The organism is Streptomyces sp. NPDC032161, assembly GCF_040636995.1.
GTDB lineage: Bacteria > Actinomycetota > Actinomycetes > Streptomycetales > Streptomycetaceae > Streptomyces.
The window spans coordinates 115,784-133,123 of the sequence record NZ_JBEZVN010000014.1 but is presented as its reverse complement, the minus strand read 5'-3'; the positions used below and the strand labels follow the sequence as shown (position 1 = coordinate 133,123).

General features: G+C 72.4%; 12 protein-coding genes and 1 pseudogene. 8 read left to right on the top strand and 5 right to left on the bottom strand.

Annotated features, from left to right (window positions below):
* The first annotated feature begins 9 nt into the window (after positions 1-9).
* Positions 10-561 carry a zinc-binding dehydrogenase gene (locus AB0E67_RS23225; RefSeq protein ID WP_362029964.1) on the top strand — a complete coding sequence of 184 codons (552 nt, stop codon included), beginning with the start codon at positions 10-12 and terminating at the stop codon, positions 559-561.
* An 84-nt stretch (positions 562-645) separates the two neighbouring features.
* Here AB0E67_RS23225 and pcaB read toward each other — a convergent pair whose 3' ends face one another.
* Genes pcaB through AB0E67_RS23205 form a run of 4 tightly spaced genes read right to left on the bottom strand, consistent with a single transcriptional unit; the run spans position 646 to position 5,521 of the window.
* Positions 646-2,085, bottom strand: a complete 1,440-nt coding sequence (gene pcaB / locus AB0E67_RS23220) for a 3-carboxy-cis,cis-muconate cycloisomerase (RefSeq protein ID WP_362029961.1) — start codon at positions 2,083-2,085, stop codon at positions 646-648.
* Between the two features lie 5 nt (positions 2,086-2,090).
* Positions 2,091-4,061 (bottom strand): FAD/NAD(P)-binding protein, encoded by a 1,971-nt coding sequence (locus AB0E67_RS23215; protein ID WP_362029959.1) that lies wholly within the window; start codon positions 4,059-4,061, stop codon positions 2,091-2,093.
* Positions 4,062-4,064: 3 nt separating this feature from the next.
* Positions 4,065-4,886 (bottom strand): methyltransferase domain-containing protein, encoded by an 822-nt coding sequence (locus AB0E67_RS23210; RefSeq protein WP_362029956.1) that lies wholly within the window; start codon positions 4,884-4,886, stop codon positions 4,065-4,067.
* On the bottom strand, positions 4,883-5,521 hold the full coding sequence (locus AB0E67_RS23205; RefSeq protein WP_362029953.1) for a DUF2461 domain-containing protein: 639 nt from the start codon (positions 5,519-5,521) through the stop codon (positions 4,883-4,885). The genes AB0E67_RS23210 and AB0E67_RS23205 overlap by 4 nt, the downstream gene beginning before the upstream one ends.
* 279 nt (positions 5,522-5,800) lie before the next feature.
* On the opposite strand from AB0E67_RS23205, the gene AB0E67_RS23200 reads away from it, so the two are divergent.
* The 6 genes from AB0E67_RS23200 to AB0E67_RS23175 all read left to right on the top strand — a co-directional run bounded on the left by AB0E67_RS23200 (position 5,801) and on the right by AB0E67_RS23175 (position 15,207).
* A complete protein-coding gene (locus tag AB0E67_RS23200) occupies positions 5,801-7,315 on the top strand; it encodes an MFS transporter (protein WP_362029950.1) in 1,515 nt (504 codons plus the stop codon).
* Between the two features lie 16 nt (positions 7,316-7,331).
* Entirely contained in the window at positions 7,332-8,393 is a 1,062-nt protein-coding gene (locus AB0E67_RS23195) for a glutathione S-transferase C-terminal domain-containing protein (protein ID WP_362029947.1), read from the top strand.
* Positions 8,394-8,518: 125 nt separating this feature from the next.
* Positions 8,519-10,741, top strand: coding sequence for an NADP-dependent isocitrate dehydrogenase (locus AB0E67_RS23190; protein ID WP_362029944.1), 2,223 nt, complete (start codon positions 8,519-8,521; stop codon positions 10,739-10,741).
* 216 nt (positions 10,742-10,957) lie between these two features.
* Complete coding sequence (locus AB0E67_RS23185) at positions 10,958-11,695, top strand: glucose 1-dehydrogenase (protein ID WP_362029941.1); 738 nt, start codon at positions 10,958-10,960, stop codon at positions 11,693-11,695.
* A gap of 256 nt (positions 11,696-11,951) precedes the next feature.
* Positions 11,952-13,676 (top strand): cytochrome c oxidase subunit I, encoded by a 1,725-nt coding sequence (ctaD, locus tag AB0E67_RS23180; protein ID WP_362029939.1) that lies wholly within the window; start codon positions 11,952-11,954, stop codon positions 13,674-13,676.
* A gap of 169 nt (positions 13,677-13,845) precedes the next feature.
* Positions 13,846-15,207, top strand: coding sequence for an NAD(P)/FAD-dependent oxidoreductase (locus AB0E67_RS23175; RefSeq protein WP_362029936.1), 1,362 nt, complete (start codon positions 13,846-13,848; stop codon positions 15,205-15,207).
* A gap of 85 nt (positions 15,208-15,292) precedes the next feature.
* Here the strand turns inward: AB0E67_RS23175 and rho are convergent, their stop codons facing one another.
* A complete protein-coding gene (gene rho / locus AB0E67_RS23170) occupies positions 15,293-16,435 on the bottom strand; it encodes a transcription termination factor Rho (RefSeq protein ID WP_362029933.1) in 1,143 nt (380 codons plus the stop codon).
* Between the two features lie 465 nt (positions 16,436-16,900).
* On the opposite strand from rho, the pseudogene AB0E67_RS23165 reads away from it, so the two are divergent.
* A pseudogene (locus tag AB0E67_RS23165) lies at positions 16,901-17,295 on the top strand (helix-turn-helix transcriptional regulator).
* The last annotated feature ends 45 nt before the right edge of the window (positions 17,296-17,340 follow it).

Sequence of the window (17,340 nt, the reverse complement as noted above, 5' to 3'; positions counted from 1 at the left end):
GCATGGCGGATGATCGTCACCCGCGCACGGCTCAAGGCCGGTGAGACGATGCTGGTCACCGGGGGCAGCGGCGCGGTGGGCACCGCGGCCGTGCTGATCGGGAAGCACCTCGGGGCGCGGGTGCTCGCCACGACCCGGTCGAAGGAGAAGGAACCGCAGCTCAGGGCCGTCGGTGCCGACGGCGTGTTCAGCTCGTCGGGCTTCTCCCGCTCCGTCCTCGACGTCACCGACGGGCACGGCGCCGACGTGGTCTTCGAACACGTCGGCGCGGCCACCTTCGACGAATCCCTGCGCTCGGCCGCCTTCGGCGGACGCGTGGTGACCTGCGGGGCCACCAGCGGCCTCGTCACCCCGGTCAACCTGCCGCGGGTGTTCGTGCGCCAGCTGGAGATCCTGGGGTCGACGGCGGGCAACGCCGAGGAGTTCACGGATCTGGTACGGGCCGCGGACGAGGGGCTGAGGCCCGTGGTGGCCCGGACGTACCCCTTCGCCGAGGTGAGCGACGCGCTGGCGTTCCTCGACAAGTCCGACCAGGTGGGCAAGGTGGTCCTCACCGTGTGACGCGTCCTCGTGAGCCGGGGCGCCCCCGCACGGCGGGTCGGGGGCGGGTCCGGTGCGCGACCGGACCCGCCCCCACGTACGGCCTCACCCGGTGCCGGCCTCCGGCCCGGGCCCCGCCGCGGGCCCGTCGACGTGCCGCAGCGCGCGGTCGACGAGCGCGCCCGCCACCCCGAGGTAGCGGCGCGGGTCGAGCAGCTCCGCCAGCGGGTGCGCGGCCAGCAGCGTGCCCAGCTCAGGATCGAGCGCCATCGCCTCGGCGAACGGCACGCCGTCCGCGGACGCCTTGTGCGCGATGCGGGTGACGCACCGCTTGGCACGGACCCGGCCCAGCTCGGCCGTGAGCCGGACGGCCAGCCGCTCGGCAAGGATCCGCCCCTCGGTCGCCCCGGTGTTGGCCCACATCCGGTCCGGCAACGGCACCAGCCCCTCGGCCAGTTCGGCCGCCGTCCGCGCGGACCCCCCGGCCAGCCGCAGCACCTCGCGCAACGGCTGCCACTCCGCCTGCCAGGCGCCGCCCGGCCGCTCGTCCTCCGCGAGCATGCACCGGGCCAGCACCGAGACGTACGCCGGGACCTGGAGCGCCGCCGACACCAGCAGCGAGGCGAGAACCGGATTGCGCTTCTGCGGCATGGCGGACGAGGCGCCCCGGCCCTCGCCGGCCGGTTCGAGACCCTCGCCGACCTCGGTGCGCGTCATGTTCTGGACGTCGAGCCCGAACTTCCCCAAGGCGCCCGCCACGATGGCGAGTTCATTGCCCAGCGCCACGAACGGCGCCCGCGAGGTGTGCCAGGGCAGCAACGGTTCGGCCAGCCCCGTCTCGTCCGCGAAGGCCCGGACGAGGGCCAGCGCCGCGGGCGTGCCGTCCTGCGCGGGGACCCCGTCGGCCAGGGCGAACTCGTGATAGGCCGACAACGTGCCTGCCGCACCGCCCAGTTGGGCGGGCAGCGTTGACGCCGCTGCGGCCAGCCGCCGGTCGGCGTCGTCGACGGCGCACATCCAGCCCGCGGCCTTCAGCCCGAAGGTGGTCGGCACGGCGTGCTGGGTGAGCGTACGGGCCGGCATCACGGTGTCGCGGTGCTCGCGGGCGAGCGAGGCGAGCGCCGCGACCACCCGGCGCAGATCCGCCCGGACGAGGGCGACCGCACGCCCGGCGACCAGCATCGCCGCGGTGTCCATGATGTCCTGGCTGGTGCTGCCGCGGTGCACGTGGTCGGCCGCCTCGGGCGCGTACGCCGCCACCCGCTCGGTCAGGTCCGCCACCAGTGCCACCACGGGATTCGCCGCGTTCCGTGCCCGCCGGGCCAGCGACACCGGATCCAGCCGGGCGTCCCGGGTGACCTCGGTGATCGCCTCGGCCGCGCTCCCCGGGACGAACCCGAGCCGGGCCTGGGCCCGCGCGAGGGCTGCCTCGGCGTCCAGCATGGCCTGGAGCCAGGCCTCGTCCGAGACCGCGGCCTCGACCGGGGCACCGGCCCGGACCGTGGACAGCAGACCGGTGTCGGTTCCCGGCGGATGCTCGGACATGACGGTCAGTTCCTCTCGTGAGCGGCGCAGGAGCGGGCGGATCCGGCGGCCTCGGACCCCGGCCGGGCGCCCGCGCGGAGCGCGGCCCTGGCCATGGCGTCGGAGTCGCCGAGGATCACGGAGTTCACCCCCGGACGCACCCCGGCGGCCGTGACCCAGTGGACGTGCTCGGTCGGCACGCCGTACGCGAAGCGGGCGGGATGGGGGAGGCCGGCGGCATCCACCACGTGGTACGGAGCCCGGCTCACCGCGAGGCCGCCCGTCGGGTACCCGGCCCCGTCCGGGTCGGGGACGACGTACGGGCGGCACTGCCCGCGGGCGAGCATGGACCTCATGAGCGGATCGCGGGTGCGCCGGACGTCCGGCTCCGGAAGCCGGGCCTCGACCAGAGCGTCCGCCAGCAGCGGGCCGTCGCCGGTCAGGTCCGACGTGACGGCGAAGCGGCCGGTGCCGGGGTCCGGGGCCACCGACATGCCGGGGCCCACGAGCCGCAGGACGCCCGCCTCCATGAGGGCGATCATCTCCCGGACCCGGCGCACCGGCGGCCCGATGGACAGGAAGGCGTTCATGGGGGTGTACCAGCCGTCGAGGTCGTCCCGGTACGAAGCGCCGCCTATCCCGCCGTGGTCGACCACGAGCCGTATCTCGTTGCGCAGATCGCGCAGCACGTCGAGCGCGCTCTTGACGGGGTCGGTGACATTGCCGCGCACCGCGTGCGCCACGTCGCGCTCCAGATGGCCGAGCAGCCAGGCGTTGAACCCGGCGACCCCCGCCAGCGCGCCGGGCGGGCAGGGCCGGTTCACCGCGTCCCAGTCCCACCGGTCGCCGGGGCCGATCCCGTACTCGCCCAGCAGCCTGTCCTCGTCGCTCCCTCCGTCCCCGGCCAGCACGGTCTTGACGTACCGGGGGAGGAAGTCGGCGACCGCCCCGGGGCCGCGGCGCTCCGCGAGCAGCGCCGCGTAGTACACGCTCTCGACCTCCTTGGTCACCAGCGGCCACACCTGCCGCCGGAATCCGGCCGGCGTGCCCGCGTCCGCCGCCGCGCGCAGGGACGCGAGGACGTCGGGGGTCAGGAACAGCGGCTCGTGGCGTTCGGACACGCCCTTCTCGTTCTCGCCCCGGGCGTGGTACGGGACGCCGCGGCGCGAGCCCGCCAGCAGCCGCGGCTCCTCGCCCGACGGCTCGTACACGAACCCGCCGTCGCGGGGACGGAAGCGGCCCCCGCGTCCGGAGGTGAACAGGGCCATGTAGTCGAAGAAGTTGAGGCCCAGCCCGCACAGGGCGACGACGTCCCCCGCGCCGATCGCGGAGAGGTCCACGTCGGCCGGGTTGGCCGGCGGGACGTGGACGCGCCCGTGCGCGCGGGCGTGCCCGGCCAGCGCCCGTGTCCCGTCGCCCGGGTCCGTGTCGCAGTGGCCCTGCGCCAGGACGACCGCGTCGACGCCGCCGACCGTCGTGCCGTCGTCCAGCACGACGTCCTGACGGCCGTCCGCGCGGTCGTCGACGGCCACCGCCGTCGCCCGCCGGACGTCGACCACGACGCCGGGAGGAGCGGTGCGGCAGACGAACCGGAACGCCCAGCGCAGGTAGTGGCCGTAGAAGGCCCGGGTCGGATAGGTGTCGGGTCCCAGGCTCGCGGCCTCCCGCAGGACCTCGGCGGGCAGGCCGTCGTCGAGCCCGTCGGCCACGGGGAGAAGGCCCGCCCACGCGTGGAGGCTGGGCCCCTCCACGACGGGCCCCGCGCAGCTCACGCCGGGGTCGGTGAAGATCGTGATCTGGGACGCCACGGTGTTCATGAGCAGTTGGCCGGACTGGTCCGTGCGCCAGACCCGGCCGGCGCCCGCCGGATACGGATCGATCACATGGATGACGCAGTTTCTCTTTCCGGCGAGGACGAGCGCGTTGGCGCAGAGCCTCTCCACCACGGAGAGTCCGCGAGGCCCCGCGCCGATCACGGCGACGGATATCTCGGCCATCGATCATTCGGCCTTGACGAGGACGGCATCGAGGTACTCGACCGGGGCGACGAGGCAGCCGTCGGTCGCCCGGTTCCGTTCGTGCCACATGGCGACGAGATCGCGTTCGAGGGCCGCCGCCCGGTTCTTCGAGAGCACCGAGAACGTCATCCGGGTCGGCCCGAAGTTGGACCGGAAATGCTCCATCCAGTGTTCCGGCGAGCGATAACGGAAGACGAAGTCACGGGGGGTGGAACGGATTTCGGCGACGCCGTCGCCGAACAGCGCGCGCAGCGATTCCGGGTCGCCCCAGTCGGTGGGGTTCGGCACACCGGGAGTGGGCGGGATGTACGTGGACATGATCCGGAAGAGTTCGCCGAGCGCGCCGTTCCCCGTCCAGCAGGCGAGTCCGATCCGGCCGCCCGGACGGCAGACCCGCAGCAGTTCGGCCGCCGTCCTCTTCTGGTCGGGCGCGAACATCGCCCCGAAGGCGGAGACCACGACGTCGAACTCGCCGTCGTCGAAGGGGAGACGCTCCACGTCGCCCTCCACCAGCGCGGCGTCGACGCGCTCCACCTCCAGGCGCCGCCGCGCCGCCTCCAGCATGGCGGGGGAGAAGTCGAGCCCCGTCACCTCCGCGAACCGGCGGGCGGCGGCGATGGTCGCATTGCCGCTGCCGCAGGCGGCGTCCAGGACCCGCGAGCCGGGCCGCAGGTCGAGCGTCTCCATGAGCTGCTCGCTCGCGATGACCGTCGACCCGGCGACCGACGTGTAGTCGCCGTCCGACCATCCGGCCTTCTGGAAGTCCTTGAGCGAGGTCGCGCGAGGAGCGGGAACTGAGGTCATGTCGGGCTCCAGCCGGATTGAAGGTGCGTCAGCCAGTTTCTCAGGGGTGCCGCCTGGTCCCACGCACCGGTGATCAGGTCCAGTACGCCGGGACCGCCGAGCCAGGCGGAGGCGGGCCAGGTCCGGTCGGCGGTGAGACTCCGATGCCGCAGGAGCCTGATGTGCGGATGGTCGGCGGGCACCCCCCTGGGTGCCGTTCGCAGCCGCAGGCCGCCGATGGTGAACCCCCGGGCCTCCAGGTCCTGCACGACCGTCAGCAGCGCCCCGCCGGCCGGGCCGTCCACCGCCCGGCGGAAGCGCTCCACCCACTGCCGGTCCGCCCGGTGGATCCCGACGGACACCGTCAGTTCGGTCGCCGACGCGGAGACGTGGTGGTGACAGCCGGAGTCGTCGAACTCGATGCCGATCCGGGTGTGATAGGGCCGCCGGTCGGCGGAGAACCGGAGATCCCGGTTGAGCCGGAACACGCGCCCCGCGCCGTAGCGCGGCTCCAGGGCGGCGACGAGAGCCTCGGCCGGTTCGCGGACGGCCCGCCGGAAGAGCTCCCGGTGCGCTTCGAAGTAGTCCTTGCTGTTGTCACGTCCGAGACCGTCGAAGAATCCCCGGCCCGCTTCGAGGAACGTCCCCCGTCCCATGGACGGCGACGCGGAGTCCCCTCTCACGGGCCGACCCCGCTGGAAACGGGCATCCGCCCCGTCCAGGCCCGCGGTCACCCGGCCGTCCCCGTCGTCCGCGGCGGGCGCGTGACGACGGCCGCGACACCTCACCGCGCTGCCGGGACCCCGCACGACCGCGCCGCCAAAAACGCCCGTACACGTCCGGTACGCGAGCGCCCCTCCGCCCCGCGACGCACCGCGTCCGACGCCGCGCGCTGATCCACCACGGATCGCGGGACAGCGCTTAGGGTGCGAGCCATGGCAGAGAGCGCTGCTCACCGGGGTGCCGCGGGGCGCGGCGCGCGTTTCGCCCACGCCTCCGGAACCCCCGACCCGCGCCGCTGGCGGGCGCTGGCGGTGTGCCTGATCGCGGGGTTCATGACCCTGCTGGACGTGTCCATCGTCAATGTCGCCCTGCCGTCGATCCGGTCCGGGCTGCGCACCCCGGCGTCCGACCTCCAATGGGTCCTCTCCGGTTATGCGCTCGCCTTCGGACTGTTCCTGATCCCCGCCGGACGCCTCGGTGACGCGCGGGGGCGCCGAGCCGTGTTCATGGCCGGTCTGGCCCTGTTCACGCTCGCCTCGGCGGCCTGCGGCGCCGCCCAGTCCAGCCTCTGGCTGGTGGTCGCCCGCCTGGTCCAGGGCCTCGCTGGCGGCATGATCTCGCCACAGATCTCCGCGCTGATCCAGCAGATGTTCTCCGGCCAGGAGCGCGGCCGGGCCTTCGGCATGTTCGGCACGGTGGTGGGCGTCTCCACCGCCGTCGGCCCGCTGTCGGGCGGGCTGCTGATCCAGGCGGCCGGCGCCCACGAGGGCTGGCGCTGGGTGTTCTACGTCAACCTGCCGCTCGGCGCTCTCTGCCTGCTGCTCGCCAGGCGCCTGCTCCCGGACACCCCGTCGGCGGGCCCGGTGCGCCTGCGCGACCTCGACCCGCTCGGGGTCCTGCTGCTCGGCACCGGCGTACTGGCCCTGCTGCTGCCCTTCGTCCAGGCCCAGCAGTGGCCGGGGGACCGCAAGTGGCTGCTGCTGATGCCGGCCGTGGCGCTGCTCGCGGCCTTCGTCGCGTGGGAGTCCCGGTGCGCCGCACGGGCCACGCGGCCGGTCATCGACCTGTCGCTCTTCCGGGTCCGCTCGTACTGGCTCGGCTGTCTGCTGGCCCTGGTGTACTTCGGCGGATTCACCTCGATCTTCTTCGTCACCACGCTCTACCTGCAGAACGGACTGCACTACAGCGCCCTGCAGGCGGGGCTCGCCATCACGCCGTTCGCGCTGGGCTCGGCCGTCGCGGCGAGTCCGGGCGGCCGGCTCGTCCACCGCTTCGGACGCCCCCTCGTGGTCGCCGGGCTCACCGCGGTGGTCGTCGGACTGGCGGGCGCCGCGCTCGCCGTGCACCTGGTGCCGGGGCGGGGCGCGGGATGGGCGATGGCCGCCCCGCTGCTGCTGGCCGGTCTGGGCAGCGGTCTGGTCGTCGCGCCCAACCAGACGCTGACCCTCTCCGAGGTGCCGGTGGCCACGGCGGGCAGTGCGGGCGGCGCCCTCCAGACCGGGCAGCGGGTCGGATCGGCGGTCGGGATCGCCGCGGTCGGCTCGGTGTTCTTCGCCCAGCTGGGCGAGGCCGGCTGGGCCACCGCGTACGACCACGGCCTGGTCGTGGCGGTCGCCTTCGTCGTGGCCGCCCTGCTCGTCGGCCTGGCGGACGTGCGCGGAGAACGCCGCGGCCGGGGCCGCACCCCACGAACCGTCACCCACACCCACGCAGACAGAACGCCATGAACGCAGGGAGAACGCGATGAGCGACTACAGGCCGACGGGCCCCGAAGGCGCCGGGGACACCGGCCCGGCGGTCGTCGGCAACGAGGCGTACGGGCACCAGCCCTTCAAACGGTCCCGGAGCCACTTCGCCGACCGCATCGCCGCCGACGGCCGGGGCGAGTGGCCCGTCGAGGCCGGCCGCTACCGGCTCGTCGTCAGCCGTGCCTGCCCGTGGGCGAGCCGCGCCCTGATCTCCAGGCGGCTCCTCGGTCTGGAGGGGGTCCTGTCGCTGGCCGTCGCCGACCCCCTCCAGGACGACCGCAGCTGGCGCTTCACGCTGGACGAGGGCGGCCGGGACCCGGTGCTCGGCATCGCGTACCTGAGCGAGGCGTACGAGGCACGGGAGCCCGGCTACTCCGGCGGGGTCAGTGTGCCCGCGATCGTCGACGTGCCCAGCGGCCGACTCGTCACCAACGACTTCCAGCAGATCACCCTGGACCTCGCGACCGAGTGGACCACGCTGCACCGCCCGGGCGCTCCCGACCTGTACCCCGAGGGCCTGCGCGAGGAGATCGACGAGGTCATGGAGGGCATCTACCGCGACGTGAACAACGGCGTCTACCGCGCCGGGTTCGCGTCCGGACAGTCCGAGTACGAGGACGCCTACCGGGACGTCTTCCGCCGCCTCGACCTGGTCTCCGAGCGCCTCGCGGACCGGCGCTACCTCGTCGGCGACTTCATCACGGAGGCGGACATCAGGCTGTTCACCACCCTGGTCCGCTTCGACGCCGTCTACCACGGCCACTTCAAGTGCAACCGGTCGAAGCTGGCCGAGGACCCGGTGCTGTGGGCGTACGCCAGGGACCTGTACCAGACGCCCGGCTTCGGCGACACCGTCGACTTCGACCACATCAAGCAGCACTACTACCGGGTGCACACCGGTATCAACCCCACCGGCATCGTGCCCGCCGGACCCGACCTGTCGGGCTGGCTGACCCCGCACCACCGCGAGCAGCTGGGCGGGAGCCCGTTCGGATACGGCACCGCGCCGGGTCCCGTACCGGCCGGTGAGGAGGTCCCGGCCGCGGGGCGCCCCTGACCGGGAGCCCGCGTACCGGACGGGGACGGGGTCCTGCCGGAGCGGGGCAGGGCCCTGTCGAGTCGGCTGCCGTCACAAGATATCTTGATGTCAAGCAATGTTGCAGACGTGGAGCGGAGCAGAGGGTGACTGACTCGACCATCATCTATACACACACCGACGAGGCCCCGGCCCTGGCGACGTATTCGTTCCTGCCCATCGTCCAGGCGTACGCCTCGACGGCCGGGGTCGACGTCGAGAGCCGGGACATCTCCCTGGCCGGGCGCATCATCGCCTCCTTCCCCGAGCGTCTGAAGGAGGAGCAGCGCATCGCCGACGCGCTCGCCGAGCTGGGCGCGCTGGCCAAGAAGCCCGAGGCCAACATCATCAAGCTGCCGAACATCTCGGCCTCGATCCCGCAGCTGAAGGCCGCCATCGCCGAGCTCCAGGCGCAGGGCTACGCGCTCCCGGACTACCCGGACGACCCGCGGACCGACGAGGACAAGGACGTACGCGCCCGCTACGACAAGGTCAAGGGCAGCGCGGTGAACCCCGTGCTGCGCGAGGGCAACTCCGACCGCCGCGCCCCCGCCTCGGTGAAGAACTACGCCAAGGCGCACCCGCACCGCATGGGCGCCTGGGCGGCCGACTCGAAGACGAACGTCGCCACCATGGGCGTCGACGACTTCCGCTCCACCGAGAAGTCCACCGTCGTCGCCGAGGACGGTTCCCTGCGCATCGAGCTCGTGGGCGACGACGGCAGCACGACGGTGCTGCGCGAGTCGGTGCCGGTGCTCGCGGGCGAGGTCGTCGACGCGGCGGTCATGCGCGTCGCGGCCCTGCGCGAGTTCCTCGCCGCGCAGGTCGCCCGGGCCAAGGAGGAGGGCGTGCTCTTCTCCGTCCACCTCAAGGCCACCATGATGAAGGTCTCCGACCCGATCATCTTCGGCCACGTGGTCCGCGCCTTCTTCCCGAACACCTTCGCCAAGTACGGCCAGGCGCTCGTCGCCGCCGGGCTCTCCCCGAACGACGGCCTGGGCGCCATCCTGAACGGCCTGGACTCCGTGCCGCACCTCGGCGCCGAGATCAAGGCGTCCTTCGAGGCCGAGCTCGCCGAGGGCCCCGCCCTGGCCATGGTCGACTCGGACAAGGGCATCACCAACCTCCACGTGCCGAGCGACGTCATCGTCGACGCCTCCATGCCGGCCATGATCCGCACCTCGGGCCACATGTGGGGCCCGGACGGCCAGGAGGCCGACACCCTCGCGGTGCTCCCCGACAGCAGCTACGCGGGCGTCTACCAGGTCGTCATCGACGACTGCCGCGCCCACGGCGCCTTCGACCCGTCGACCATGGGCTCGGTGCCCAACGTCGGCCTGATGGCGCAGAAGGCCGAGGAGTACGGCAGCCACGACAAGACCTTCGAGATCCCCACCACCGGTACGGTGCGGGTCGTCGACGGCAAGGGCGACGTCGTGCTGGAGCAGGCGGTCGGCGCGGGCGACATCTTCCGCATGTGCCAGGCCAAGGACCTGCCGATCCAGGACTGGGTCAAGCTCGCCGTCACCCGGGCCCGCGCCACCGGTGCCCCCGCCGTGTTCTGGCTCGACGAGGACCGCGCCCACGACGCACAGCTGATCGCCAAGGTCAGGAAGTACCTCGCCGACCACGACACCGACGGTCTGCGGATCGAGATCATGTCGCCCGAGAAGGCGACCGCGTTCTCGCTGGAGCGCATCCGCCGCGGCGAGGACACCATCTCCGTCACCGGCAACGTGCTGCGCGACTACCTGACGGACCTGTTCCCGATCCTGGAGCTGGGCACGAGCGCGAAGATGCTCTCCGTCGTCCCGCTCATGAACGGCGGCGGCCTCTTCGAGACCGGCGCCGGCGGCTCCGCGCCGAAGCACGTCCAGCAGCTCGTCAAGGAGAACTACCTGCGCTGGGACAGCCTGGGCGAGTTCTTCGCGCTCGCGGCCAGCTTCGAGCACCTGGCGACGACCACCGGCAACACGCGCGCGCAGGTCCTCGCGGACACCCTCGACCGCGCGACCGGCACCTTCCTCAACGAGGACAAGTCGCCGAGCCGCCGGCTCGGCGGCATCGACAACCGCGGCAGCCACTTCTACCTGGCCCTGTACTGGGCCCAGGAGCTGGCGCGGCAGACCGACGACGCGCACCTCGCGCAGGCTTTCTCCGGTCTGGCGAAGACGCTGGCCGAGCAGGAGCGGACCATCGTCGACGAGCTGATCGCGGTGCAGGGTTCGCCGGCCGAGATCGGCGGCTACTACCAGCCCGACCCGGCCAAGGCGTCGGCCGTGATGCGCCCCTCGGCGACGTTCACGCAGGCCATCGCCTCCCTCGGCTGACGGAGCAGCGGCGGTCGGGGCGTCCCTTCCCGGCGCCCCGCCCCTCCCGCCCCGGCCGGCACCACGCCCGGCCGGGGCGGTCTCGTGTCCGGCCGCGGCGCCGCGCCCGCCGCGACGTGCCCGGCCGGACGTTCTTCGCGCAACCGCGCACGGCCGGGCCGCTGCCTCGATAGGTTCGGGTACCCGGGACCGACCGGGCCCGGAGGAGGAGGGACCGTGCTGACAGGCAGGAACGCGGTGGTCACCGGAGGATCGCGGGGCATCGGCCGCGCGATCGTCGAGCGGCTGTGCCGCGACGGCGCACACGTCGTCTTCAACTACGTCACCAGCGACGACGCGGCCTCCGACGTCGTCCGCACCGTGCGGGCCGGCGGCGGCACGGCCCACGCCGTCCGGGCCGATCTCGCCGACCCCGACGGACCCGGGAAGCTGATGGAGACGGCGGAGGAGAAGCTGGGCACCCTGGACGTCCTGGTGAACAACGCCGCCCTGTGCCCCGCCCCGTCCTTCATCGCCGACACCGACCCGGACGTGTTCGACCACGCGATGGCCGTCAACACCAGAGCGGTCTTCATGACGATCCGTCACGCCGCCCGGAGGATGCGCGACGGCGGCCGGATCGTGAACATCTCCACCGCGAACACCGTGCGCCCGGGCCCCGGCATCGCCGCGTACGCCGCGAGCAAGGGCGCCGTCGAACAGCTCACCGCCGTGGCGGCCCACGAGCTCGGGGCACGGGGCATCACGGTCAACACCGTCTCGCCCGGCGCCACCGACACGGTGATGCTGCGCACCGCCAATCAGCCGGAGGCCCTCGAGACGGTGGTCGCCATGACCCCGCTCGGCCGGCTGGGCGAACCCGCGGACGTGGCCGACGTGGTCGCCTTCCTGGCCGGCCCCGACGCCCGGTGGATCACGGGCCAGAACCTGCGTGCGACGGGCGGGCTGGCCTGAACCGTCGTCCGTGACGCCCGGGCCGGCCGCCGGTCCGGGCGTCAGCCGTGCGCACCGGCGTGTCCGTGGCCGCCCTGACGGGTGAAAGTCGAGCCACGGCGGGTGCCGGGCCACCCCCGGCGGCCCCGTGGCTGGTTTGCTGCACCCGGGATCCGGTGTGACGCACGTGGGAGCGGTCCGGCGGCCGGCCCGGTGGAGCAGGCGCCCCGGCCGGGCGCGCGGTCCACCCGCGAACGACGACCGAAGGAGGGGCCCAGTGACGACGACGGGCACATCGGGGGCCGCCGACGAGGAGGAGGCGTACGCGGACGAGCTTCCGGTCCGCGCGAAGGAGCCCGGGAACGTCGTCGTCAGATGGCTGACCACCACCGACCACAAGACGATCGGCACGCTCTACCTGGTCACATCGTTCGCGTTCTTCCTCGTCGGCGGGGTGCTGGCCCTGGTCATGCGCGCCGAACTGGCCCGGCCGGGCATCCAGATCCTCTCGCCCGAGCAGTTCAACCAGGCGTTCACGATCCACGGCACGATCATGCTGCTGATGTTCGCGACCCCGCTGTTCGCCGGTTTCACGAACTGGATCATGCCGTTGCAGATCGGCGCCCCCGACGTGGCGTTCCCACGGCTGAACATGTTCGCCTACTGGGCGTACCTGTTCGGCTCGCTGATCGTGATCGGCGGCTTCCTCACCCCGCAGGGCGCGGCCGACTTCGGCTGGTTCGCCTACTCCCCGCTCTCCGACGCGGTCCGTTCGCCAGGAGTCGGCGCCGACATGTGGATCATGGGCCTGGCGCTCTCCGGGTTCGGTACGATCCTCGGCTCGGTCAACTTCATCACCACGATCATCTGCATGCGCGCACCCGGCATGACCATGTTCCGCATGCCGATCTTCGTCTGGAACGTCCTGCTGACGGCGGTGCTGGTCCTGCTGGCCTTCCCGGTCCTCGCGGCGGCCCTGCTGGTGCTGGAGGCGGACCGGAAGTTCGGCGCGCACGTCTTCGACCCGGCCAACGGCGGGGCACTGCTCTGGCAGCACCTCTTCTGGTTCTTCGGCCATCCGGAGGTGTACATCATCGCCCTGCCGTTCTTCGGGATCGTCACCGAGATCATCCCGGTGTTCAGCCGCAAACCGGTCTTCGGCTACATCGGCCTGATCAGCGCCACCATCGCCATCGCCGGGCTGTCGGCGACCGTGTGGGCGCACCACATGTTCGTGACCGGCGGTGTGCTGCTGCCGTTCTTCTCGTTCATGACGTTCCTCATCGCGGTACCCACCGGGGTGAAGTTCTTCAACTGGATCGGCACGATGTGGAAGGGGTCGCTGTCCTTCGAGACCCCGATGCTCTGGTCCGTCGGATTCCTGGTCACCTTCCTCTTCGGTGGTCTGACCGGTGTGATCCTGGCGTCGCCCCCGCTGGACTTCCACGTCTCGGACACCTACTTCGTCGTCGCGCACTTCCACTACGTCGTGTTCGGCACCGTGGTCTTCGCGATGTTCGCCGGATTCCACTTCTGGTGGCCGAAGTTCACCGGCAGGATGCTGGACGAGCGGCTCGGCAGGATCACGTTCTGGACGCTGTTCGTGGGCTTCCACGGCACGTTCCTGGTGCAGCACTGGCTCGGTGCCGAGGGCATGCCGCGTCGCTACGCGGACTACCTCGCCGCCGACGGCTTCACCGCGCTGAACACGGTCTCGACGATCGCCTCGTTCCTGCTCGGCCTGTCGATGCTGCCGTTCTTCTACAACGTGTGGAAGACCGCCAGGTACGGCAGGAACGTGGGTGTCGACGACCCTTGGGGCTACGGCCGTTCCCTGGAGTGGGCGACCTCCTGCCCGCCGCCCCGGCACAACTTCCACACGATGCCGCGGATCCGCTCCGAGTCCCCGGCCTTCGATCTGCACCACCCCTCGCTCCGCGCCCTCGACGAAGCCCTGAACCTTCCCGGGACGCTCCCGATGCCTCCGGGGGACCGGTCGTGAACGCGGCCCCGGCCCGGTGAGCGGCCCGGACCGGCGGCGCGACCGCATCGGCCCTCCGTCGTCCCCGACAGGCGAATTCGCACGCGGCTCGTGAAGATGGGAGAGGACGGGCGTGTGCGACGGGGCCGGCGAACGGACGACCGAGCATGCCCGAGGAGGGACGAACACTGTGGCACGACCCAGGATTCTCGTTGTCGGCGCCGGATTCGCCGGCGTGGAGTGCGTACGCCGCCTGGAGCGCAGACTCATGCCGGGCGAGGCGGAGATCGCGCTCGTCACCCCGTTCTCGTACCAGCTCTACCTCCCCCTCCTGCCCCATGTGGCGGCCGGTGTGCTCACCCCGCAGTCCGTCGCGGTGTCGCTGCGCCGCAGCCGCAAGCACCGCACCCGGATCATTCCGGGAGGCGGCATCGGCGTGGACCCCAAGGCGAAGATCTGCGTCATCCGCAAGATCACCGACGAGATCGTCTACGAGCCCTACGACTACATCGTCCTGTGCCCCGGAAGCATCACCCGCACCTTCGACATCCCCGGCCTCCTCGATCACGCCCGGGGCATGAAGTCGCTCGCCGAGGCCGCGTACGTCCGGGACCACGTGATCGCCCAGCTCGATCTCGCGGACGCCAGCCCCGACGAGGACGAGCGGGCCTCGCGCCTCCAGTTCGTGGTGGTCGGCGGCGGATACGCGGGCACCGAGACGGCGGCCTGCCTCCAGCGCCTGACCACCAACGCGGTCAGGTACTACCCCCGGCTCGACCCGGAACTCATCAAGTGGCACCTCATCGACATCGCCCCGAAGCTCATGCCCGAACTCGGGGACAAGCTCGGCCGCAGCGCCCTGGAGATGCTGCGCGCACGCGGCATAGAGGTCTCGCTCGGCGTCTCGATCGCCGAGGCCGGTCCCGAGCACGTGACCTTCACCGACGGACGGGTCGTGCCCTGCCGGACGCTGATCTGGACGGCGGGCGTCGCCGCGAGCCCGTTGGTGTCCACCTTCGGGGCGGAGACGGTGCGCGGCCGGCTGGCGGTGACCCCCGAGATGCGCCTGCCGGGCTTCGACGGCGTCTTCGCGCTCGGCGACGCCGCGGCCGTACCGGACCTGAGCAAGGGCGACGGGGCGGTGTGCCCGCCCACCGCGCAGCACGCCTCGCGCCAGGGCCGCACGCTCGCCGACAACCTCATCGCCACGCTGCGGCACCAGCCGCTGAAGCCGTACGTGCACCGGGACCTCGGTCTGGTCGTGGACCTCGGCGGCAAGGACGCGGTCTCCAAGCCCCTCGGCGTCGAACTGCACGGCGTCACCGCGCAGGCCGTCGCCCGCGGTTACCACTGGGGGGCGCTGCGGACCAACGTCGCCAAGGTACGTGTGATGACGAACTGGATGCTGAACGCCGTCGCGGGCGACGACTTCGTCCGCACCGGCTTCCAGTCCCGCAACCCGGCCAGGCTGCGCGACTTCGAGTACACGACCGCCTATCTGACACCGACTCAGGTACGCGAGCACACGGCCTCGTTGCACATCGCCACCTGAACTCCTCGCACGACGCCTCCGTTTGCGGGTCCGGTCGGTCGCGCCACCGGCCGGACCGGCGTGTGTCCGGAAAGGGGACCCGGCCTCAGGCATCCGGGACGGTGAGGTGGACCGTGCGCAGGAACGCGGCGTTGTCGGGGGTGCGCCGCAGCCGGTCGAGCAGTGTCTCGAGCGCCGCCCGCGGGTCCTTCCTGGTGAGCAGTGCGCGCCGCAGCCGGCGCATGGCCCGCAACTCCACGTCAGGCACGAGGAGTTCCTCGCGGCGGGTGCCGGACGCCTGGAGGTCGACGGCCGGATGGACGCGCCGGTCGGCCAGCGCACGGTCCAGCCGGAGCTCCATGTTGCCGGTGCCCTTCAGCTCCTCGAAGAAGTAGTCGTCGGCGCGCGAGCCGGTCTCCACCAGCGCGGTGGCCAGAATGGTGAGGGAGCCGCCCTCCTCGGTGAGGCGGGCCGCACCGAAGAGCCGCTTGGGGCCGAGCGGGGCAGTCGCGTCGATGCCGCCGCTGAGAGTGCGTCCGCCCGCCGCGGACGCGTTGTTGTGGGCGCGGCACAGCCGGGTCAGGGAGTCCAGCAGGACGACGACGTCCTCACCCCGCTCGACCAGGCGTTTGGCGCGTTCGATCGCGAGGTCGGCGAGCGCGATGTGCTCCCGCGCGGGCCGGTCGAAGGTCGAGGCGAGCACCTCGCCCCGCACGGACCTGCGCATGTCCGTCACCTCTTCGGGGCGTTCGTCGATCAGCACCACCATCAGACGGCATTCGGGATGGTTCGTGGCGACGGCCTCGGCCAACTGCCGCAGCAGCACCGTCTTGCCGGCCCTGGGTGGCGCCACCACGAGACCGCGCTGCCCCTTGCCGACGGGCGAGACGAGATCGACGAGCCGGGGCGCCGGACCGCCCGAGGGCGTCTCCAGGCGCAGCCGCCGCCGCGGGTGGATCGGCGTGAGATCACGGAAGTGGGGCCGCTCCCGCAGCGCTCCGGGGGAGCGGCCGTCGACGCGTACCACGTCGGACAGGACGCGGGGCCGGTCGTAGACGCCCTCCACCAGGTCCCCCCGGCGCAGGGCGTGACGGTGGATCAGGGCGGCGGGGACCTGCACGTCGCCGGGGGAGGGGCGGTCGGCCCGGGTGCGCAGAGTGCCGCGACCCTGGTGCGTGATGTCCAGGATGCCGATGGCCCCGCCGGGCAACTCCCCTTGATTGAGGGGGAGTTCGAGGGTGCTCGTCATGTGGGTGGTCCTTTCGCGGGCAGGACGGATGAAGGGGCCCGGACGACATCGGGGGCGGACGGGATCACGCCCCGGTCGACGGGCGGAGAAATCCGGCACGGGGAAGCCCGAACCGGACTGGAGAAAGTGGTGCGGGAGAGCTGGACCGCCGACCGGAGAAGGGCGGGAGCGGCAGCCTGAAGAAGAGGGGGCGGCACAGGGGGCCTCGGAGTGAGGCATGACACATGTGCCGAACGCACCGTACCACGACATGCGCGGTCGGTACCACGGCATGCACGGCCCGTCACTGGCCCCCCGGTCGCCGGTCGCCGGTCGCCGACTCGGCCGTCGGCGCGGTCGCCGGTGTGCCGCCCGCTGCCTGGTCGCCCCGCCCTCTCGCCGCCGCGCGCGGGTCGGCTGACATCTGCGCCGCGAATCAGCCGTACGGATTGTAAACGCAAGGTAAATGCGAATATCTTGGCGCACATGCAGTCCTACACGATCGGGCAGGCGGCGCGCCTGCTGGGGTGAGCCCCGACACGGCCCGCCGCTGGGCGGACGCCGGAAGGGTCGCGACCCACCGCGACGAGAACGGCCGACGGCTCATCGCGGGCCGCGATCTGGCCGCGCTCGCCGTCGAGACCGGCCAGAGCGGCGGGGGCGACGACGAACCCTCGTACACGACGGCGCGCAACGCCTTCCCCGGCATCGTCACCGCGGTGAAACTCGGCGACATCGCCGCCCAGGTCGAGATCCAGGCGGGTCCGCACCGGCTGGTGTCCCTGCTCACCCGCGAAGCCGTCGAGGAACTCGGACTGGAGGTCGGCATGCGGGCCACCGCCCGCGTGAAGTCCACCAACGTGCACATCGACCGTGTCTGACCGCGCCTCGTCCGCGACGCGCACGACCCCCGAGGAGCCCGGCCC

Bases quoted from the DNA above. Each gene is read 5' to 3' on its own strand.
- AB0E67_RS23200 (WP_362029950.1), top strand. From the start codon at position 5,801: ATGGCAGAGAGCGCTGCTCACCGGGGTGCCGCGGGGCGCGGCGCGCGT.
- AB0E67_RS23210 (WP_362029956.1), bottom strand. From the start codon at position 4,886: ATGACCTCAGTTCCCGCTCCTCGCGCGACCTCGCTCAAGGACTTCCAG.
- rho (WP_362029933.1), bottom strand. From the start codon at position 16,435: ATGACGAGCACCCTCGAACTCCCCCTCAATCAAGGGGAGTTGCCCGGC.
- AB0E67_RS23225 (WP_362029964.1), top strand. From the start codon at position 10: ATGATCGTCACCCGCGCACGGCTCAAGGCCGGTGAGACGATGCTGGTC.
- pcaB (WP_362029961.1), bottom strand. From the start codon at position 2,085: ATGTCCGAGCATCCGCCGGGAACCGACACCGGTCTGCTGTCCACGGTC.
- AB0E67_RS23195 (WP_362029947.1), top strand. From the start codon at position 7,332: ATGAGCGACTACAGGCCGACGGGCCCCGAAGGCGCCGGGGACACCGGC.
- AB0E67_RS23205 (WP_362029953.1), bottom strand. From the start codon at position 5,521: ATGGGACGGGGGACGTTCCTCGAAGCGGGCCGGGGATTCTTCGACGGT.
- AB0E67_RS23215 (WP_362029959.1), bottom strand. From the start codon at position 4,061: ATGGCCGAGATATCCGTCGCCGTGATCGGCGCGGGGCCTCGCGGACTC.